Below are 20,180 nucleotides of genomic sequence, written 5' to 3'. Positions count from 1 at the left end.
CCTTAACAGCCTAAGCGAGTCGGGGTCGTCCGATCGGTCACTTGGTCATGGGCGTTCGGTCGAGAGTTGGTGGGATGCGGCGGTCTCGATCTTACTGAGCAGGTCACGGAAGCGGGCCGCTCCGGCGGCCGGGGACGCCCAGCCGGAGGACATCTCCACCAACCGGGTCTCGGGTCGCTCCAACCAGGACAGGATGCGCTCGGACTCCTCGGCGGAGGCCCGGGGCACCGGGCCGGGGCCGGGCGGCACCGTCTCGGCGGTCGCCCGGATCAGCTCGATCGTCGGTCGCGGGTGGACGCCCGGCGGGGAGACCCCGGCCCCGGCCAGCCGGCCGTGCCGGACCAGGGCCAGCTCCCAGCCGCCCCGGGCGGCCGGCCGGGCGGCGGCCAGCTCGGCGATCCCGGCCAGCGCGGTCAACCGTTGCATCCGGACGGTGGCCCGCAGCACCGCCGCGAGCCGGGCCCGCACCACCGCCGCCTCCTCGTAGCGCTGGTCGGCCGCCAGCGCCCCGATCCGGGCCAGCAGGGCGTGCACCACGGACCCCGGGTCGGTGGCGGTGGCCGCGCGGAACGGGTCGACGGCGCGGGCCGCGTACTCCTCCGGGGTGATCCGGTGCTCGCAGGGCGCCGGGCAGCGGCCCAGCTCGGCCAGCGCGCACGCCGGGGTGACCGTGCGCAGCGACAACCGGTGGGTGCACTGGCGCAGCGGGAGCGCGTCGTGGAAGCCGGCGGCGGCCAGCTCCGCCGCCCGTCGGGAGCCGAACGGGCCGAGGTAGGCCTCGTCGCCGTCGGCCAGCGACCGCACCACCGACAGCCGGGGGTAGGGCCCGTCGGTGAGCTTGAGCCAGACCATCCGCTCGGGGAACTTCGACCGCCGGTTGTACGGCGGCGCGTGCGCGCCGATCAGCCGCAGCTCGCGCACCTCGGCCTCCAGCGAGTGGGCGCACTCGACCGCCTCCACCCGCTCGGCGGCGGCCAGCATCTCCGACATCCGGGCCCGCTTCTCGGCGGCCGTGAAGTAGCTGCGCACCCGGGTGGCGATGTCGCCGGAGGTGCCGACGTAGAGCGGCCGGTCGTCGGCGGCCCGGAAGATGTAGACGCCGGGGGCCTTCGGCAGCCCGTCGGCGAGGTGGCGCTTGCGCCGCTGCGTCGGGGTGACCGCCCGGGCGAACTCGATCGCCTCCCCGACGGTGTCGACCCGGTGTCCGCCGAGGCGCGCGATGAGGCCGTGCAGCACGTCGACGGTGGCCTTGGCGTCGTCGAGCGCCCGGTGGGTGGGCCGGGTGGCCGTGCGGAAGTAGGCCGACAGGGTGCCCAGCTTGCGGTTGGGCACCTCGTCGCGGCTGAGCACCCGCCGGGCCAGCGCCGCCGTGTCCAGCACCCGGGGGTTGGGCCAGCGGTAGCCGTGCCGGGCGCAGGCGGCCTTGAGGAAACCGACGTCGTACGGCGCGTTGTGGGCGACCAGCACCGCGTCGGCGACGAACTCCAGGAAGCTCGGCAGCACCTGCTCGATCGGCGGCGCGGGGACCAGCATGGCCTGGGTGATCCCGGTCAGCACGGTGATGAACGGCGGGATCGGCACGCCCGGGTTGACCAGGGTGGCCAGCACGCCCAGCTCCTCGCCGCCGCGCACCTTCACCGCGCCGATCTCGGTGATGCCGCCGCCGTCCGGCGCGCCGCCGGTGGTCTCCAGGTCGACCACCACGAACGTCGTCGCGTGCAGCGGCAACGCCGGATCCACGCCACCGCCCGCCGCCTGGCCCAGCCCGGCGAGCGCCTGCTGGACGTACTCCGCTCCGCCCACCCCGGGCACGGTAGACCCCCGGTCCGACACTCGTGTCACAACAGCCCCAGGGGCCACCCCTGGGGCTAGGATGAGAGATCAGCTCACTCACCGGGCGGTGGGCCCGGTCGCGGTGGGAGACTTGCCACATGCCCCTCGCCGAGCCGCACGACGACAGCCTCCCGCAGGAGGAGTCGGTCGACGCTGCGCGCCACCCCGGTGAGGAGGCCCCGGCCGCACGGGGGAGCGCTCCGCCCGCGCCGACGACGACGGCGGCCGGGTTCGGGCCGGGGGCCGAGCCGACGACGGCGGACCCGGTGGCCGAGCCGGAGCCCGGGGCAGAGCCCGAGCCGGAGCCGGAGCCGGAGTCCGAGTCCGAGCCAGCTTCGGAGTCCGAGCCCGAGCCAGCTTCGGAGTCCGAGCCCGAGCCAGCTTCGGAGTCCGAGCCAGAGTCGGAGTCCGAGCCGGAGCCGATGCTGCCGGAGCCCGTGCGGCAGCGGATCGTGGCGCTCACCGCCGCCGTCCTGCCGGTCCTGCCCGGCGACGAGGTGCCCGTGCCGCTGCGCCGGGTGGCCAAGTTCGCGCCCAACCGGCGGGCGCGGCTGGGCGCGCCGATGATCGCCGCCCAGCTCGCCGCCGACCCGCTGTTCCGGCAGCGGATCACCGCCCGGGTGCTCGCCGACTCCGGCGACCTCGGGGCCGCCGTGGTCGCCGGCACCGCCCCGGCCGCAGCCGACCCGGTCGAGGTCGCCGCCCTGGCCTACCTCGCCCGGCCCCGGGGCTGGCGGGCGTTGATCGACGTCAGCGGCGCGGCGGTGCGCGCCGAGGCGGACCGGGCCGTCGTCGACGAGCTGGTCCGCGAGGCCGAGCAGCGCGCCACCCGGGCCGAGCACGACCGGGCCGTGGCCCGGGTCGAGGCCGACAAGCTCCGCGACGAGCTGGCCCGGGTCCGCGACGAGCTCGGCCAGCTCCGCGAGGAGAACCGGCAGCTCGCCCGCACGCTGCGCGAGGCGCAGGCCCGGGAGCGCCGGGCCGCCGAGCTGCTGGCCACCGAGCGGGGCCGGGCCACCCGCGCCGCGACCGAGGCGGACGCCGAGCTGCGCCGCGCCCGGGCCCGGCTGGCCGAGGCCGAGGCGGCGGCCGGGGTGGCCCGCGCCAGCGCCAAGGAGGCCCGCTCCGTCGACGACGCGAAGCTCTGGCTGCTGCTGGAGACGATCGGGCAGGCCGCCGTCGGGCTGCGCCGCGAGCTGGCGCTCGACCCGGTCGACCGGTTCCCCGCCGACTTCGTGGCCGACGCCTTCGCCGACCAACCGAGCGCCACCCCGGCCGGCGCGGCCACCCGCGCCCGGGACACCGACGACCCCGCCCGGCTCGACCAGCTGCTCGCGCTGCCGAAGGCGCACCTGGTGGTGGACGGCTACAACGTGACGAAGCGGGGCTTCGGCGAGATGTCGCTGGAGCAGCAACGCAAGCGGCTGATCACCGGGCTGGGCGGGATCGCGGCGCAGACCGGCGACGAGGTCACGGTGGTCTTCGACGGCGCGGAGCGGATGCACGGCCTGCCGCCGACGCCGCGCGGCGTCCGGGTGCTCTTCTCCCGCAAGGGGGAGACCGCCGACGAGCTGATCCGCCGGCTGGTCCGCGCCGAACCGGCCGGCCGCCCGGTCGTCGTGGTCTCCTCCGACCGCGAGGTCGCCGACGGGGTACGCCGGCACGGCGCCTACCCGCTCGGGGCCGACTCGCTGCTGCGTCGCCTCGCCCGGTCCTGACCGGCCACGCCGCGTAGCGCCCGCCGGGTCGGGCCCGCCATGTCGGCGACATGGCGGGGTCGCGGACGTGCCGATACCGCCATGTCCCCGGCATGACGACGTGACCACCCCGGTCGGCCCCGCCGCCGCCGGCAATAGGATGAGCGCTCACGGCGGGAGGAGCGACGGATGGGGCGCGCACGAGGCGAGCGCGGGGTGGCCCGGTGACGCCGCGCGGCTGGGCGGTGCTCACCCTCGCCGGGCTCACCGTCGCGCTCCTCGTCGCCGTCGCCCTGCTCGTGCCCTGGCACCGGCCGCCCGCCCCGCGCGCCGACCAGCTCGCCGCCCTGCGGGACCTCCCGGCCGAACAGGTCGCCCGGGCCCGCGCCTTCCGTGGCGCGCTGCGCCCCGGCGGCTGGGCCGCCCTCGCCGTGGGCCTGCTGGTGGCCCTGGCGGTCGGCCTGACCCCGCTGGGCGGTCGCCTGGTGGAGCTGGCAGCCCGCCCGTTCGGCGGCCACTGGGTCGCCCAGGCCGTGCTCGGCGGGCTCGCCGTGCTGCTGGTCGCCGACCTGCTCACCCTGCCGTTCGCCGCCTGGCGGCAGACGGTCCTCACCCGCTACGGGCTGAGCACCCAGGGCTGGGGCGGCTGGACGGCCGACCTGCTCAAGTCGTACGCCGTCAGCGCCGTGATCGGCGCGCTCGCCCTGCTCGGCTTCTACACCGTCGTCCGGCTCGCCCCGCGCTGGTGGTGGGCCTTCGGCGCGGCCGGCGCCGCCGGGCTGGTGGTGCTGCTGTCGTTCGTGCTGCCGGTGCTGGTGGAGCCGGTGTTCAACCGGTTCACCCCGATGGAGCAGGGCCCGCTGCGCACCGAGCTGACGGCCCTGGCGGCCCGCGACGGGGTGCCGGTGCGCGACGTGCTCGTCGCCGACGCGTCCCGACGCACCCGCGCCGTCAACGCGTACGTCTCCGGGCTCGGGCCGACCCGCCGGGTCGTCGTCTACGACACGCTGCTGCGCGAGGCGACCCCGGCCGAGGTGACCAGCGTCGTCGCGCACGAGCTGGGACACGCCAAGGACCGCGACGTCTGGACGGGCACGCTCACCGGGGCGCTGGGCGCCGCGCTGGGCGTGGTCGTGCTCTACCTGCTCGGCTCCGCCGGCCCGCTGCTGCGCCTGGCCGGCGTCGACTCGATCGCCGAGCCGCGCGCGTTCCCGCTGCTGCTGGCGCTGGTCACGGTGGCGGGCCTGGTGACCGCCCCGGCCCAGGCGCTGGTGTCCCGCCGGGTCGAGGCGCGGGCCGACGCGCACGCCCTGGCCCTCACCGGCGACCCGGCCACCTTCGAGGCGATGCAGCGTCGCCTGGCCGGGGTGAACCTGGCCGACCCCGACCCGCCCCGCTGGGAGTACCTCTACTCGGCGTCGCACCCGTCCACGGTCGAGCGGATGGCCGCCGCCCGCGCCTACGCCAGGGAGACCGGCAGATGAGCCGCACGCTGCTGATCACCAACGACTTCCCGCCCCGCCCGGGCGGCATCCAGTCCTTCGTGCACAACCTCGCCGTGCGCCAGCCCACCGGCTCCGTGGTGGTCTACGCCTCCAGCTGGCGGGGGGCCGAGAAGTTCGACGCGGACCAGCCGTTCGAGGTGGTCCGGGAACGCACCAAGGTGCTGCTGCCCACCCCGCTGATCGCCCGCCGGGCCGCCCGGCTGGCCCGCCGGCACGACTGCGACACGGTCTGGTTCGGGGCGGCGGCCCCGCTCGGGCTGCTCGCCGCCGGGCTGCGCCGCCGCGCCGGGGTCCGCCGGGCGGTCGCCCTGACCCACGGGCACGAGGTGGGGTGGGCGGCGCTGCCCGTGGCCCGCGCGGCGCTGCGCCGGATCGGCCGCGGCGCGGACGTGGTCACCTACCTGGGCGAGTACACCCGGGTCCGGCTGGAGCGGGCGCTGCACGGGCTGACCGAGCTGCACCGGCTGGCCCCCGGGGTCGACGTCGACACGTACCATCCGGAGGTCGACGGCGGGCCGGTGCGGGCCCGGCTCGGCCTCGCGGACCGGCCGGTCGTGGTCTGCGTCTCCCGCCTGGTGCCGCGCAAGGGCCAGGACATGCTGATCCGGGCCCTGCCGGAGATCCGCCGCCGGGTGCCCGACGCGGCGCTGCTGGTCGTCGGCGGCGGCCCCTACCGGGGCGACCTGGAGAAGCTGGCCCGGCAGGCCGGCGTCGAGCGGGACGTCGTCTTCACCGGCTCGGTGCCCACGGCGGAGCTGCCGGCCCACTACGCCGCCGGCGACGTCTACGCGATGCCCTGCCGCACCCGCAACCGGGGCCTCGACGTCGAGGGCCTCGGCATCGTCTACCTGGAGGCGTCGGCGACCGGGCTGCCGGTGGTGGCCGGCGACTCCGGCGGCGCGCCGGACGCCGTCCGCGAGGGCGAGACGGGATACGTGGTCCCCGGCCGCGACGTCGCCCAGCTCGCCGACCGGGTGGCCACCCTGCTCGCCGACCGGGACCTGGCCCGGCAGCTCGGCGCGGCGGGCCGGGCGTGGGTGGAGCGGGAGTGGCGCTGGGAGACCCAGGCCGCCCGGCTGGCCGCCCTCCTCGCCGGCTGACCGCGCCGCCTCAGCCGGCGGCGGACAGGCGCTCCAGCAGGCGCGCGGCGGGCTCCGGCTTGCCGAAGTGCCAGCCCTGGGCGGCGTCGCAGCCGATGGCCCGCAGCCGGTCGGCCTGCCCCTCGGTCTCGACCCCCTCGGCCGTCACGGTGAGGTTCAGCGCGCGCGCCAGCGAGACCAGGGAGGCGAGGATCCGCTCGTCGGTGCGGCTCGCCGGGTCGTCCGCCGGGGCGCGCAGCCCCGCCACGAACTCCCCGGCGATCTTCAGCTCGGTCACCGGCAGGTCCCGCAGGTACGTCAGGTTGCAGTAGCCGGTGCCGAAGTCGTCGATGGCGATCCGCACGCCCATGTCGGCAAGCACCCGCAGGGCGCGCACCGGCTCCTCCACCGCGCTCATCATGGTGCTCTCGGTGACCTCCAGCTGGAGCCGCTCGGGCGGCAGGCCGGTGCGGTCGAGCACCTCGCGCACCTCCCGCACCAGCCCGGGACGGTGCACCTGGCGGACCGCCAGGTTGACGCTGACGAACGGCGCGGCGGCGCCGAACGACGACCAGGTCGCCGCCTCCCGGCACGCCTCGGCGAGCACCCAGCTGCCCAGCGGCACGATCAGCCCGGTCTCCTCGGCCAGCTCGATGAACGTGCCCGGGTAGAGCTTGCCCAGCTCGGGGTGCCGCCAGCGGACCAGCGCCTCCACGCCGAGCACCCGGCCGTCGCGCAGGGACGTCAGCGGCTGGTAGTCGAGGTGGAACTCGCCCCGGTCGAGGGCCGCCGGTATCGCCGCGGACAGGGCGTACCGGGCCAGCTCGCGGCGGCTGCGCTCGACGTCGAACAGCGACCAGCGCGCGCCGCCGTCGGCCTTGGCCCAGTGCAGCGTGGCGTCGGCGGCCCGCATCAGGTCGACCGGGGTGGTGCCGGCCACCGGGCGCTCGACGATGCCGATGCTCGCCGACACCGTCAGCTCGTGCCCGTCGACCAGGGCCGGCTCGCTGACCGCCGCGAGCGCCGTCTCGGCCACCTTCACCACGTCGTCGGTGCCCGCCGTGCGTTCGACCAGGATGACGAACTCGTCGCCGCCGAGGCGGGCGACCAGGTGCTCGCCGAGCGCGCGGCGCAGCCGGTCGGCCACCGACACCAGCAGCATGTCGCCGACCTGGTGGCCGAGGGAGTCGTTGACCACCTTGAAGCGGTCCAGGTCGAGGAAGCACACCCCGACCCGGTCCGCGCCCCGGCCGGGGGAGTCGATCGCGGCGGCCAGCCGCTCGGTGAACAGCGTGCGGTTGGGCAGGTCGGTCAGCGGGTCGTGGGTGGCCTGGTGGCGGAACCGGGCCTCGCTGTCGCGCAGGGCCCGCTCGGCCTCCGCGCGGGCCACCATCGCGGCCCGGCGGATCGACTCCTGCTCGTCGAGCGTCCGGTCCCGCAGCGCGCGGGCGTAGCCGGTCGCCACGGTGGCCAGCAGCCGGGCCATCCGGTCCTCGGCGTCCTCGGTGACCAGCCCCAGGTCGCGCAGCAGCCGGAGCTGGATGACCTCGATGGTCCGGCCCAGGCCCTCGGCGGAGGCGATGTGCGCCGCCACCAGCTCGGCGCCGACCTGGTGGCCGACCCGCACGTCGAACGGCTCGGACACCAGCGCCTCGGCCAGCCGCCCGGTGAGCCGGTGCAGCAGCGCCTCCAGCTGGGCCTGCGTCATCGGCAGGTAGCTGGTGCCGGAGACCGCCTTCGCCCAGGCCCGGGCGAACAGGCTCGGGCAGCTGGCGGGAACCCCCGGACCGCAGGCGTGGCCGTCGGGGGCTGACGGGCCGGACGTGCCGTCGGAGTGCTCACCCACCGAGCCGCCCGACGCCACCCATGAAGACCGCCTTCTCGGCGTCCTCGGCGCTCTCCGGGGTCTCGGGCCGCCACTGCGGCACCCAGACGACGCCCGGGTCGACCAGCCCGAAGCCGTCGAAGAGGGCGGTCAGCTCCCGCCGGCTGCGGATGACCAGCGGGTTGTCGGTGCGCTGGTAGACCGCCTCGGCCTCCTCGCGTTCCCCGGTGTCGCGCCGGTCGTCGTCGCTGGCCTGGGACATCACCAGGTAGCTGCCCGGGGCGAGCGCCGCCCGCAGGGTCCGCAGGATCTCGTCGGGGCGGTCCTCGTCGGGCACGAAGTGCAGCACCGCCACGATCATCACCGCGACCGGCTGGGAGAAGTCGAGCATCCGGGTGACCTCGGGGTGGGCCAGGATCCGCTCCGGGTGGCGCAGGTCCTCCTGGAGGACGGCCGCCCGGTCGTTGCCGCTGAGGATCTCCCGGCTGTGCGCCACGGCCACCGGGTCGACGTCGACGTAGACCACCCGGGACTCCGGGGCGATCCGCTGGGCGATCTCGTGCACGTTGCCGACGGTCGGGATGCCGGAGCCGATGTCGAGGAACTGGCGGATGCCCGCCTCGGCGAGGAACTGCACCGCCCGGCGCAGGAACGCCCGGTTGGCCTGGGCCATCAGCGGGGCCTCGGGCACCGCGTCGACCATCGCCCGCGCGGCGGCCCGGTCGGCGGCGAAGTTGTGCGAGCCGCCGAGATAGTAGTCGTACATGCGGGCCACGCTGGGACGCTCGATGTCGATCGTGTCGGGTGCCCAGTCCGGCCGCTGCATGCCCTACCCCTTATGTCAACGACGCGGGACACGCCGCCCGCGCGGGTCACCCGCGTATTCTGCCCCGCCTGCGGGGCAGGTGACCAGAGAGGGCCGCCGTCGCCCCGTCTGCCCGGCCGGAGGGTCCCGTTGACCGGACCCGCCGGCCGTCGCGCAAACCCCCCGGCCGGTGGCCGCCGGCCGGGCGGGACGGCGTCAGAACTTCGGGGCGTCGGGGGCTTCGAGCAGGCCGAGCCGCAGGGCCGTCATCAGCGCCTGCGCCCGGTTGGCCGCGCCCAGCTTCTCGTAGAGCTTCGAGATGTGGGTCTTGGCCGTCGACTCGCTGACGAAGAGCTGCTTGGCGATGCCGGCCACGCTCATCCCGTCGGCGAGCAGCCGCAGCACCTGACCCTCGCGGGGGGAGAGCTGCGGGCCGGACGGCGCGAGCCGCCGCTTCATCGCCTCGGCCAGGTCGGCGGCCGTGAACGCGCTCGGCGAGGAGGCGGCGTGCCGGGCGGCGGCCACGACCTCGTCAGCCGGGGCCGTCTTCGGCACGAACGCGCTCGCGCCGGCCTCCAGCGCGCCGAAGAGCTGGTCGTCGCCCGCGTACATGGTGAGCACGACGATGCCCATCGACGCGCTGGACTTGCGGAGCGCGCGGGTGGCCTCCAGGCCACTGCCGTCGGGCAGCCGAAGGTCCATGATCACCACGTCGGGCTGGAGGGCGCCGGCCTGCCGGACCCCCTCCGCCGCCGTGGCGGCCTCACCGACGACCTCGAACTGCCGGTCCCGCTCGAAGGCGTGCCGCAGCCCCTTGCGGATCAGATCGTGATCGTCGACAAGGAGGACCTTGGTGCGGGTCGCCGGTGTCGGGCTTGTGGTCATCCTCGGGTTACTCCCCTTCTGCTGCTGCCGCCTTGCCGCGCACCCTATCGCGCCGGGGCGACGAACCGAGCACCACCGCCACGGTCGTGCCACTGGGCTGGCGCGGCCTGATCTCCAATCGGCCCCGGATACGTTCCGCTCTCTCGGCCATGATCGCAAGCCCGTAGTGACCGTCCGTGCGCTGGTCAGCGATGCCCTGACCGTCATCCGACACTTCAATTTGCGCGTACGGGGGGTCCACCTCGCAGGTGACCCACAGATTTGCGGCCCCGGCGTGCTTGCGGGCGTTGGTGACCGCCTCCTGCGCGATGCGCAACAGCTCGGCCTCGGTCGCGGCGGGCAGCCGCGCGGTGGACTCGTCCAGCGACAGGTGCACCCGCAGCCCGCCGGACGCCCCGACGGTGCGCGCGTACTCGGCGATGGCGGCGGCCAGCCCGCCGTGCCGGTCCACCTCGCTGCGCAGCTCGAACAGGCTCAGCCGCAGCTCGGTGATGACCCGGGTCACCTCGCCGCGCAGGGTGCGCAGCGCCTCGGCCGTCTCCTTCGGGTCCTCCTCCACGTACGCCAGGGCGTTGTCGATGCCGTACCCGACCATGACCAGCTCCTGGGCGACCCCGTCGTGGATCTCCCGGGCCAGCCGCTGCCGCTCCTCGTTGGTGGCCAGCGAACGCACCTCGTCGAACAGGAGCGCGGCCTCCAGCCGCAGCGCCGCCGGGCGGGTCAGCGCGGTCACCCGGGACACCACCGGCGGCGGGTACGCCTGCGCGACGTCCGCCTCCATCACCAGCATGCCGACCGTGCGGACCCCGGCGACCAGCGGCACGATCAGCGCCGAGACGTCGCCGCCGGTGTGCGAGCGGGCCTGCGAGCGGCTGGCGGTCTGCGGCTGCTGGCTGGCCCAGGCGTCGGCGATCGCCGAGTCGGCGTCGAGCGTGGTCTCCCAGTCGACCCGGTCCACGCCCACCTGGGCGAGCACCACCAGCCGGCCGCCGCCGCTGGCGGAGAGCACCGCCGCCCGCTCGGCCCGGGCCACGGTGCGCAGCTCCTCCAGCAGGTGCTCGGAGATGCCGCCCGGGTCGAGGGTCGCCCCCGGAAGCTGCCGGGCCACCGTGCGCAGCTGGGTCAGCAGCCGGGTCGCCTCCGCGTACGGCTGGGGCTTGCCCTCGCTGCGGACCCGGATCACCCGGTGCAGGGTGCCGGCGGTGTAGAGGCCCAGGCCGGCGAGGATCAGCCACTGGGCGCAGACCGCCAGGTAGCCCGGCTGGCCGAGCTGCCGTCCGCCGTCGACCTGGGTGAGGGCGGCGCTGGTCACCAGGGTGGCGGCGGTGACGGCGAGCAGCGCCGCGCCCTCGCGGAACCGGCGGCGCAGCGCGGTCACCGTCACCGGGACGGCGAGGTACGGCAGCACGGCCGACGCGCCGAGGCCGCCGATCGTGCCGTTGAGGGTGGTCACCGCGGCGACCTGGCTCGCGGCCAGCCCCAGCACCACCACCTCGGCGAAGCGGCTGAGCGGGCCGAGCAGCCGGTGCTGGGGGGCGAGCGCGGCGGGCAGCCCGGCGACGCCGAGCAGCGCGATCCACCAGAGCCGACCGGCGTCGTGGGTGGCGAAGAGGGTGAGGACGGCGACCAGCACGAGCATCACCACGCGGGCGGCGGTGGCGAGCGGCTGCGTCGGCGGCCGGGCGGGTGTCGAGGAGTCGGGCACGTGACGGATCGTAGTCAGCGACGGTAGATCTCGGCGATCTCCGCCGCGTACGTGCTGTGCACGACCTGCCGCTTGACCTTCAGCGACGGGGTGAGCTCCCCGGTGGCCTCGGTGAAGTCGCGCGGCAGGATCCGGAACACCTTGATCGCCTCGGCCTTGGAGACGGACTGGTTGGCCTGGTCGACCGCGCCCTGCACCTCGGCGCGCAGCGCCTCGTCGTCGCGCAACTCGTCGACGCCGGTGCCCTCGGGGCGGCCGTGGGCGGCAAGCCACTTCGGCAGCGCCTCCTCGTCGATGGTGACCAGCGCGGCGATGAACGGCTGCCGGTCGCCGACGACGACGCACTGGCTGATCAGCGGGTGCGCCCGGACCTGGTCCTCCAGCACCGCCGGGGCGACGTTCTTGCCGCCGGCCGTCACGATGATCTCCTTCTTGCGGCCGGTGATGCTGAGGAAGCCGTCGGCGTCGAGCTGGCCGAGGTCGCCGGTGCGGAACCAGCCGTCGGCGCTGAGCGCCTCGGCGGTGGCCTCGTCGTTGCGCCAGTAGCCCTGGAAGATCAGGTCGCCGGAGATCAGGATCTCGCCGTCGTCGGCGATCCGGATGGTCACGCCGGGCAGCGGCCGGCCGACCGTGCCGATCTTCGTGGCGCCGGGCAGGTTCGCGGCGGCGGCGGGGGAGGTCTCGGTCAGCCCGTACCCCTCGCAGATGGTCACCCCGATGCCCCGGAAGAAGTGCCCGAGCCGGGCCCCGAGCGGCGCGCCGCCGGAGATCGCGTCGCGGCACCGGCCGCCGAGGGCCGCCCGCAGCTTGCGGTAGACCAGCTTGTCGAAGACCGCGTGCTGGACGCGCAGCGCCAGGCCCGGCCCGTCCGGCGACTCCAGCGCCTCGCTGAAGGCCACCGCGACCTGCTCGGCCCGGTCGAAGATCCGGCCCTTGCCGTCGGCCTCGGCCTTCTGCCGGGCCCCGTTGTAGACCTTCTCGAAGACCCGGGGCACCGACAGCACGAAGGTCGGGCGGAACTCCTGGAGCTCGGCGACCAGGTTCCTGGTGTCGGCGCAGTGCGCCATGGTGGCCCGCGCCTGCACCACGCCGATCTGGATGAGCCGGGCGAAGGCGTGCGCGAGGGGGAGGAACAGCAGGGTCGACGCGCCCGGACGCAGGAAGAGGTTGGGCAGCACCGGGACGGCGTTGGCGATGTCGGCGTACATGTTGCGGTGGGTCAGCACGCAGCCCTTGGGGCGGCCGGTGGTGCCGCTGGTGTAGATGATGGTGGCGACGTCGTCGGCCTTGACCGCCGTGCGCCGCCGGTCGATCTCGACCGGGTCGACCGCGGCCCCGGCGGCGACCAGCTCGTCGACCGCGCCCAGCTCGATCTGCCACAGGTGGGCCAGCTCGGGGAGCCGGTCGCGGACGCCCTCGACGAGGGTGGCGTGGGCGGTCGTCTCGACCACGGCGGCGACCGCGCCGGAGTCGGCCAGGATCCAGGCGGCCTGCTCGGCGCTGGACGTCTCGTAGATCGGCACGGTGACCGCGCCGGCCGCCCAGATGGCGTAGTCGAACAGGGTCCACTCGTAGCGGGTGCGGCTCATCAGGCCGACCCGGTCGCCGGGGGAGATGCCGGCGGCGACCAGGCCCCGGGCCACCGCGACCACCTCGTCGCGGAACTGCCGGCAGGTCACCTCGACCCAGCCGGTGGCGGGCGCGACGGCGGGGCGGGCGAACTGGACGGCGTCCGGGGCGGTCTCGGCATTGTCCCAGACCGGGTCGGTGAGGCTGGCCGAGTCGCCGACGGTGACGATCGGCGGGACGGAGAACTCGCGCACCTGCACTCCCTCGTGCTCGCACTGGCCGGGCGGGCCGGGGCCCCGGAGGGGTCGGCTCTGTCGAAACCTACCCGCCCGACCAGGTGGGTGCGCCAGGCAGGTTGCCGGGTAGCCTCCCCCCATGGCGGACTCCTCCACCCAGTCGATCGTCGTGGGCGCGTCACCGGAGCGGGTGGCGGCGGTCATCTGCGACTTCGCGCGCTACCCCGAATGGACCGACGCGGTGCGCCGGACCGAGGTCGTGGAGGAGTACGAGGACGGCTACGCCAGCCAGGTCCGCTTCACCCTCGACGCCGGGGTGCTGGCCGACGAGTACGTGCTGGCCTACGAGTACGCCGAGGACATCTCCCGGATCGAGTGGCACCTGGTGGCGCCCTCGAAGATGCAGCGCTCCCAGCGCGGGTCGTACGACCTCGTCGGCAACCCCGACGGCACGACCACGGTGACCTACACCCTGGAGGTGGAGCTCTCCGTGGGCATGCTCGGCATGTTTCGCCGCAAGGCCGAGAAAATGATCATGGATGCGGCGTTGAAGCAGCTCAAGCGCCGGGTAGAAGACACCGGTGCGGCGCGGTGACGCGACCGGCTGCGGCACGCCCGGCACGGTAGAGGAGCCGACCATGGGGGGTACGGATCCGGGCTCGGCCCGGGAAGAGGCGGAGCGGCTGGTCGCCACGGTGATCGCGGCGGCGAGGCTGGCCGCCGCGGGCGCCGGATCGGGCGGCGGCTCCGGGGCGGGGCCGTGGGGTCCGCTCGGTGGGATCGTGTCCAGTGTCCTCGGTCACAGCGGGGGCGGCCCCGCGGCGGCCCGGCCGGCCGGCGGCGGGCACGGCGGTTTCGCCACCGGTGCGGCCGAATGCTGCATCTGTCCGCTCTGCCGCGGTATCGCGGCGTTGCGCGACCCGAGTCCGGAATTCGCCGAGCGGCTCGCCACGGGGGCCGGCGATCTGGCCGCCGGGGTGGCCAGCCTGCTGCGCGCGTTCGCGTCGGCCGACGAGCCGGCCGCCGGTGGCACACCGGCCGCCGACACCGCCGCGCCGTCGCCCCGACCGGCGGCTGACCAGGCATCGGGCGATCATGTGTGGCGCGAGGCCACCCGCACCGGGCATGATTCTCACCCGGCGCCGGATGAGGACGTGTGGTCCGCCGCGACCCGGGGGGAGGGTCCGGGCGTTCCGGCCGCCGCCGTGCCGCCCGCCGACGACGCCGGGCCGGACGTGCCGGGGGCTCCCCGGCCGCCGGCCGGCCGACCCGTGGTGCCCGCGTCGCGGGCCCCCGGTGGCGCGGGAGGGGACGCACCAGGCGACGGGGCCTGACCACCGGACATCCCGTCCCACCGGCACGGCGGACCGCCGTGCCGGTGCCGGGCAGCACAGCAGAGGGGAGTGGCAGCGGTGACGCTGACCATCGGAGTCGACGTCGGTGGCACGAAGGTGGCCGGCGGTGTCGTCGACGACACCGGCAACGTACTCGTGCAGGCCCGACGGGACACCCCCGCCGACAACGTGGGCAAGACCCGCGACGTCATCATCGAGGTGGTCAGCGAACTCTCCGCCGGCCGGCAGATCGACGCCGTCGGCATCGGCGCGGCCGGCTGGATCGACGCCACCCGCTCCACCGTCCTCTTCGCGCCCAACCTGGCCTGGCGCGACGAGCCCCTGCGCGAGTACGTCAGCCGGGCCACCGGCCTGCCGGTGATCGTCGAGAACGACGGGAACGTCGCCGCCTGGGCCGAGTTCCGCTACGGCGCGGCCCGGCACGCCGACGACTCCATGGTCATGTTCACCATCGGCACCGGCGTCGGCGGCGGCATCGTGCTCGGCGGCGAGCTGGTGCGCGGCGCCCACGGCATCGCCGCCGAGCTGGGCCACATGCTCACCGTCCCCGACGGACACCAGTGCGGCTGCGGCCGGCTCGGCTGCATCGAGCAGTACGCCAGCGGCAGCGCCCTGGTGCGCTTCGCCCGCGCCGCCGCCCGCCAGGAGCCGCACCGGGCCGTCGCCCTGCTGGAGCTGGCCGGCGGCGAGGCCGAGGCGGTCACCGGCCCGATGGTGACCGCCGCCGCCCAGGGCGGCGACCCCGTCTCCGCCGAGGCGTTCGCGCAGGTCGGGCGCTGGCTCGGCACCAGCCTCGCCGACATGGCGCAGATCCTCGACCCGCAGGTCCTCGTCGTCGGCGGCGGCGTCGTCGAGGCGGGCGACCTGCTGCTCGGCCCGACCCGGCGCTCGTTCACCGACGCGCTGGCCCAGCGCAGCCGGCTCCCCGTCGCCGAGGTGCTCCCCGCCGAGCTGGGCAACACCGCCGGCGTGATCGGCGCCGCCGACCTGGCCCGCCGGCTGTAGGGGGCCGGGATGACGGAGACGGGCCGGGGGCCCGGGACCCCGGGCGGCGTGCCGCTGCGCGTCGTGTCGTACAACGTGCACAGCCAGCGCGACGACCAGGCCGCGCTGGCCGCGGTGGTCCGCGCGGCCGCCCCCGACGTGGTGATCGTGCAGGAGGCGCCCCGGCGGTTCCGGTGGCGGCAGAAGTGCGCGTCGCTGGCCGAGTCGTTCGGGCTGGTCGTCGCCGCCGGCGGCCTGCCGTCGCTGGGCAACCTGCTGCTGACCAGCCTGCGGGTGCGGGTGGCCGACACCCGCTGCCAGCGCTACCCGCTCACCCCGGGCCGGCACATGCGCGGGGCGGCGTACGCCGAATGCCGCGTCGGCGGCACCCGGTTCCTGCTGGCCGGCTCGCACCTGTCCACCGACCCGGCCGAGCGCCCCGCGCAGGCGGCGGCGTTCAAGCGGGAGCTGGCCGCCGCCGACCTGCCCGTGGTGGCCGCCGCCGACCTCAACGAGGGCCCGGACGGCCCGGCCTGGGCGACCGTCGGCGCGGGGCTGACCGACGCGGCGGTCGCGGCCGACCGCGCCGACCGGCTCACCTACTCGTGCGCCGACCCGCGCCGCCGCATCGACGCCGTCTTCGTCGACCCCCGGATCACGGTCGTCGACTACGACGTGGTCGACACGCCGCAGGCCCGCCGGGCCAGCGACCACTTCCCCGTCGTGGTCGACCTGCTGCTGCCCGCCGCCGGCTGACGCGGCGCGCGGACCCACCGTCCACAAGGACTGGACAAACCGGTCGGGTTACCGGAAGGATTTCGCAGCGACCCGGCACTCGTGCCGCACAAAGGAGAATCCGGTGTCCCCCTCCACCGACCCCGGCCGTCCCGAGCCGGACGCGACGACGCTCGCCCCGCCCCGGGACGCCCGACCGGTCTCCGACCGAGGCGACACGGTCTGCGTCATCGGGGCCGGGGCCAGCGGCCTCACCGCCGTGAAGAACCTGCGCGAGCACGGCTTCGGCGTCGACTGCTACGAGCGGGAGACCGGCGTCGGCGGCGCGTGGAACTGGCGGCACGACCGCAGCCCCGTCTACGCCAGCACCCACCTGATCTCGTCGCGGCCGTTCACCCAGTTCCCCGACTTCCCGATGCCGGACGACTGGCCGGACTACCCGCACCACAGCCAGGTGCTCACCTACTTCGAGCGCTACGCCGACCACTTCGACCTGCGCCAGCACATCTGGTTCGGCACCGAGGTGATCCGGGTCGAGCCGGTCGACGGCGACCGCTGGGACGTCACCACCCGCAGCACCGGCGGCTACGGCCCCGAGCGCACCTCCCGGTACGCCGCCGTGGTCGTCGCCAACGGCCACAACTGGTCGCCGAAGCTGCCCCGCTACGAGGGGCTGGAGGAGTTCCGGGGCGAGATCATGCACGCCTCGTCGTACAAGGACCCGGCGCAGCTGCGCGGCAAGCGGGTGCTGGTCGTCGGGGCCGGCAACACCGGCTGCGACATCGCCGTCGAGGCGGCCCAGCAGGCGTCCCACTGCTGGCACTCCACCCGCCGCGGCTACTGGTACGCCCCCAAGTACGTCCTCGGCCGCCCCGCCGACCAGGTCAACGACACCCTGCTCGCCCTGCGGGTGCCGCTGCGCGTGCGGCAGTGGCTCTACCACTGGACGCTGCGGCTCACCGTCGGCGACCTGACCCGGTTCGGCCTGCCCAGGCCCGACCACCGGGTCTACGAGACCCACCCCATCGCCAACAGCCAGCTCGTCTACCACGTCGGCCACGGCCAGATCACCCCCGTGCCGGACGTGGCCCGGTTCCACGCCAAGGCCGTCGAGCTGACCGACGGCCGCGAGATCGACCCCGAGCTGGTCGTCTTCGCCACCGGCTACCTGCCGCGCTTCGAGTTCCTCGACCCCCGGGTGCTCGGCGCGGACGAGGCGGGTCGGCCCCGGCTGTGGCTCAACGCGCTCGTCCCCGGCCACCCGACGCTCGCCGTCGCCGGCCTGGTCCAGCCCGACTCGGGCATCTTCACCCTGTCGCACTGGCAGACCGTCCTGTTCGCCCGGCTGCTCGCCCTGCGGGTGCGCCGGCCGGAGCGGGCCGCCGCGTTCGCGCAGCGGGTCACCGCCGGGGCCGGCGAGCGCTACTCGGGGAAGGTCAAGGACAGCAGCCGGCACTGGTTCGAGGTGGGCCACGCCGACTACCTGCGCGCCATCCAGCGCGCCATGCACGAGCTGGAGGAGAAGTGAGCCAGCAGCAGCGGGTGCGGATCATGCGCGGCCGGGAGTGGGCCCGGCCCGTCCGCCCGGCCCGGCGCGAGGTGCTCAGCGTGCTCCCCGAGGTCGAGCAGGGCCGCCCGCCGCTGCTGTTCGTGCCCGGCTTCGGCCACGGCGCGTGGGCGTTCGCCGAACACTGGCTGGGCCACGTCGCCGGTCGCGGCTTCCCGGCGTACGCGCTGAGCCTGCGCGGGCACGGCGGCAGCGAGCCGGCGCCGGAGGCGACGCTGCGGGCGTACACCCATGACGTGACGCAGGTGGCGGCGGGCCTGCCGCGCCAGGCGGTGCTGGTGGGGCACGGCGCCGGGGCACTGGTGGTGCGGCACGCGCTGGCCCGCTATCCGGCGCGGGCGGCGGTGCTGGTGGCCCCGGTGCTCGGCGACTGGGCGACGCTCGGCACGGCGCTGCGCCGCAACCCCGGCGGCACCCTGCCCGCGTTCGTCGGCGCGGGCCTGCGGCTGAGCCGACGGCAGCTGTTCAGCCGCGAGCTGCCCGACGCCGACGCCCGCCGGTACGCCGCCCGCCTCGGGCGCGCCGGCCGGCGCGCCCAGTGGCAGCTGCTCACCCACCGCGACCCGGAGCCTGCCGTGGGCGACCCGCCCGTGCTGGTCCTGGGCAGCCCCGACGACCGGGTGGTCCCGCCGGCCGCGCTGACCCGGGCCGCCCGGCTGCACGGCGGCGCGCCGCTGCTCTTCCCCGGCATGGGGCACGACCTGATGCTCGACGTCCGCTGGCGGGAGCCGATCGACGCGATCCTGGACTGGCTGGAGAAGGAACACCCGCCGGCCTGACCCGCTGCCGGCGCGACCCGTCGACCGGGGCGCGCCAGCAGCGGCCGGGCGGGGCGGAACGCCCGGTCAGCCGGTGGGGGCGAGGTGGGTCAGCAGCGACCCGCCGTCGTCGAGGGCGCTGAGGTAGGAGCGGGCCCACGCCCGGATGTCGTTGCGGTGCAGGTGTTCGCGCATCGCCCGCATCCGCGGCGTGACGTCGGCCGGGTCGGCCTCGAGCGCCGAGAGCAGCCCCTGCTTGAGCCCCTCCAGGTCGTGCGGGTTGACCAGGTACGCCTGCGGCAGCTCGGCCGCCGCCCCGGCGAACTCGCTGAGCAGCAGCGCACCCGTGTCGTCGACCCGGGCCGCCACGTACTCCTTGGCGACCAGGTTCATCCCGTCGCGCAGCGGGGTCACCGCCATCACGTCGGCGACCCGGTAGAGCGCCGCCAGCTCGGCCCGGTCGAACGGCTGGGTGAGGTAGTGGATGGCGGGCTCGCCGACCCGGCCGAACTCGCCGTTGATCCGCCCCACCTCGCGCTCGACCCGGTCGCGCAGGATCTGGTACTGCGTGACCCGTTCCCGGCTGGGCACCGCCACCTGCACCAGCACCGTGTCGCGCACCTTGACGTGCCCGCTGGCCAGCAGCTCGCTGTAGGCCTTGAGGCGCTGCTCGATGCCCTTGGTGTAGTCCATCCGGTCGACGCTGAGGATGACGTGGCCGGGGTCGCCGAGGTCGTGGCGCAGCCGCTGGGCCCGGGCCGCCACGTCGGGGCGGCCCGCGAGGGCGGCCATCTCGGCGGTGTCGATCGAGACCGGGAACGCCCCGATGCGGACCACCCGGTCGTCGACACCGACGCGCCGGTCCGTCGCCGGCAGCTCCAGCACCTTGGCGACGAGCTGGGCGAAGTTGTGCGCGGCCTGGGCGCGCTGGAAGCCGATCAGGTCGGCGCCGAGCATGCCGCGCAGCAGCTCGGCCCGGCGGGGGAGCTGCATGAACAGCTCCGGTGGGGGGAACGGCACGTGCAGGAAGAAGCCGATCCGCAGGTCGGGACGCAGCTCCCGCAGCAGGCCGGGCACCAGTTGCAGGTGGTAGTCCTGGATCCAGACCACCGCGCCCTGCTCGGCCGCCTCGGCGGTCGCCTCCGCGAACCGCTGGTTGACCCGCTGGTACGCCTCCCACCAGCGGCGGTGGTATTCCGGCTGCTCCACCGCGTCGTGATAGAGCGGCCACAGGGTCGAGTTGGCGAAGCCCTCGTAGTGGTCGCGGAAGTCCTCGCTGCTCAGCGGCACGGTGCGCATCCGCACGCTGCCGATGTCGGGCAGGCTCGGCGCCGGCCCGGTGCCGCCGGCCCAGCCGACCCAGGTGGCCGGCGTGTGGCGGAGCAGGGGATGCAGGGCGCTCACCAGCCCGCCGGGGCTGCGTCGCCATTCACAGGCGCCGTCGGGCGCCACACTGTCGTCGATGGGCAGGCGGTTGGCCACCACCACGAGGGAACTCTGTCGCATCTCGGGCATTCCGATCAGCAGAGACCGACCACCGCGAGCAAGGAACAACCGGGCAGCCAGTGCGGGAAGTGACGTACAGCGGTATTCCTACTGACAGTAAGTTACACCACTGTTACGCCTCCCGCCGGGGGCGGTG

16 protein-coding genes are annotated in these 20,180 nt (G+C 75.4%); 9 read left to right on the top strand and 7 right to left on the bottom strand.

Annotation, left to right across the window (positions count from 1 at the left end; all coding sequences use genetic code 11):
* Positions 1 to 45: 45 nt before the first annotated feature.
* Entirely contained in the window at positions 46 to 1,803 is a 1,758-nt protein-coding gene (locus tag O7633_RS10230) for a DEDD exonuclease domain-containing protein (protein WP_278128268.1), read from the bottom strand.
* Between the two features lie 128 nt (positions 1,804 to 1,931).
* Here O7633_RS10230 and O7633_RS10225 point away from each other — a divergent pair, with 128 nt between their 5' ends.
* The 3 genes from O7633_RS10225 (at position 1,932) to O7633_RS10215 (ending at position 6,135) form a co-directional block, all read left to right on the top strand.
* Positions 1,932 to 3,551 carry an NYN domain-containing protein gene (locus tag O7633_RS10225; protein ID WP_282327526.1) on the top strand — a complete coding sequence of 540 codons (1,620 nt, stop codon included), beginning with the start codon at positions 1,932 to 1,934 and terminating at the stop codon, positions 3,549 to 3,551.
* 203 nt (positions 3,552 to 3,754) lie between these two features.
* Positions 3,755 to 5,014: a M48 family metallopeptidase gene (locus O7633_RS10220; RefSeq protein ID WP_282327524.1), complete on the top strand. Its 1,260-nt coding sequence runs from the start codon at positions 3,755 to 3,757 to the stop codon at positions 5,012 to 5,014.
* Positions 5,011 to 6,135, top strand: coding sequence for a glycosyltransferase family 4 protein (locus O7633_RS10215; protein ID WP_282327523.1), 1,125 nt, complete (start codon positions 5,011 to 5,013; stop codon positions 6,133 to 6,135). The genes O7633_RS10220 and O7633_RS10215 overlap by 4 nt, the downstream gene beginning before the upstream one ends.
* A 10-nt stretch (positions 6,136 to 6,145) precedes the next feature.
* Here the strand turns inward: O7633_RS10215 and O7633_RS10210 are convergent, their stop codons facing one another.
* From O7633_RS10210 to O7633_RS10190, 5 genes are all read right to left on the bottom strand, one after another.
* The gene (locus O7633_RS10210; protein WP_282328517.1) at positions 6,146 to 7,822 is read right to left on the bottom strand and encodes a bifunctional diguanylate cyclase/phosphodiesterase; all 1,677 of its coding nucleotides are present in this window, start codon (positions 7,820 to 7,822) and stop codon (positions 6,146 to 6,148) included.
* 130 nt (positions 7,823 to 7,952) lie between these two features.
* Positions 7,953 to 8,765, bottom strand: a complete 813-nt coding sequence (locus O7633_RS10205; RefSeq protein ID WP_278128264.1) for an SAM-dependent methyltransferase — start codon at positions 8,763 to 8,765, stop codon at positions 7,953 to 7,955.
* Between the two features lie 195 nt (positions 8,766 to 8,960).
* Complete coding sequence (locus tag O7633_RS10200) at positions 8,961 to 9,629, bottom strand: response regulator transcription factor (protein WP_007072219.1); 669 nt, start codon at positions 9,627 to 9,629, stop codon at positions 8,961 to 8,963.
* 7 nt (positions 9,630 to 9,636) lie between these two features.
* Complete coding sequence (locus O7633_RS10195; protein WP_282328516.1) at positions 9,637 to 11,274, bottom strand: GAF domain-containing sensor histidine kinase; 1,638 nt, start codon at positions 11,272 to 11,274, stop codon at positions 9,637 to 9,639.
* A gap of 74 nt (positions 11,275 to 11,348) precedes the next feature.
* Positions 11,349 to 13,157: an AMP-dependent synthetase/ligase gene (locus O7633_RS10190; RefSeq protein ID WP_282327521.1), complete on the bottom strand. Its 1,809-nt coding sequence runs from the start codon at positions 13,155 to 13,157 to the stop codon at positions 11,349 to 11,351.
* A gap of 121 nt (positions 13,158 to 13,278) precedes the next feature.
* Between O7633_RS10190 and O7633_RS10185 the strand changes: the two genes are divergently transcribed.
* The 6 genes from O7633_RS10185 to O7633_RS10160 all read left to right on the top strand — a co-directional run bounded on the left by O7633_RS10185 (position 13,279) and on the right by O7633_RS10160 (position 18,559).
* Positions 13,279 to 13,734 (top strand): SRPBCC family protein, encoded by a 456-nt coding sequence (locus O7633_RS10185; RefSeq protein ID WP_074474830.1) that lies wholly within the window; start codon positions 13,279 to 13,281, stop codon positions 13,732 to 13,734.
* Between the two features lie 43 nt (positions 13,735 to 13,777).
* Positions 13,778 to 14,473, top strand: a complete 696-nt coding sequence (locus O7633_RS10180) for a hypothetical protein (RefSeq protein ID WP_282327519.1) — start codon at positions 13,778 to 13,780, stop codon at positions 14,471 to 14,473.
* A gap of 69 nt (positions 14,474 to 14,542) precedes the next feature.
* Positions 14,543 to 15,499, top strand: a complete 957-nt coding sequence (locus tag O7633_RS10175) for an ROK family glucokinase (RefSeq protein WP_176734855.1) — start codon at positions 14,543 to 14,545, stop codon at positions 15,497 to 15,499.
* 9 nt (positions 15,500 to 15,508) lie between these two features.
* The gene (locus O7633_RS10170; RefSeq protein ID WP_278128257.1) at positions 15,509 to 16,234 is read left to right on the top strand and encodes an endonuclease/exonuclease/phosphatase family protein; all 726 of its coding nucleotides are present in this window, start codon (positions 15,509 to 15,511) and stop codon (positions 16,232 to 16,234) included.
* A 103-nt stretch (positions 16,235 to 16,337) separates the two neighbouring features.
* A complete protein-coding gene (locus tag O7633_RS10165) occupies positions 16,338 to 17,741 on the top strand; it encodes an NAD(P)-binding domain-containing protein (RefSeq protein ID WP_278128255.1) in 1,404 nt (467 codons plus the stop codon).
* A gap of 23 nt (positions 17,742 to 17,764) precedes the next feature.
* Positions 17,765 to 18,559: an alpha/beta fold hydrolase gene (locus O7633_RS10160; protein ID WP_282328515.1), complete on the top strand. Its 795-nt coding sequence runs from the start codon at positions 17,765 to 17,767 to the stop codon at positions 18,557 to 18,559.
* 66 nt (positions 18,560 to 18,625) lie between these two features.
* Here the strand turns inward: O7633_RS10160 and O7633_RS10155 are convergent, their stop codons facing one another.
* Entirely contained in the window at positions 18,626 to 20,044 is a 1,419-nt protein-coding gene (locus O7633_RS10155; protein WP_074474968.1) for a trehalose-6-phosphate synthase, read from the bottom strand.
* Positions 20,045 to 20,180 lie beyond the last annotated feature (136 nt).

The organism is Micromonospora sp. WMMD712 (assembly GCF_029581295.1).
In the GTDB taxonomy this organism is placed as follows: domain Bacteria; phylum Actinomycetota; class Actinomycetes; order Mycobacteriales; family Micromonosporaceae; genus Micromonospora; species Micromonospora carbonacea.
The sequence above is the reverse complement of the archived record's forward strand: the minus strand, read 5'-3'. Positions and strand labels throughout refer to the sequence as shown.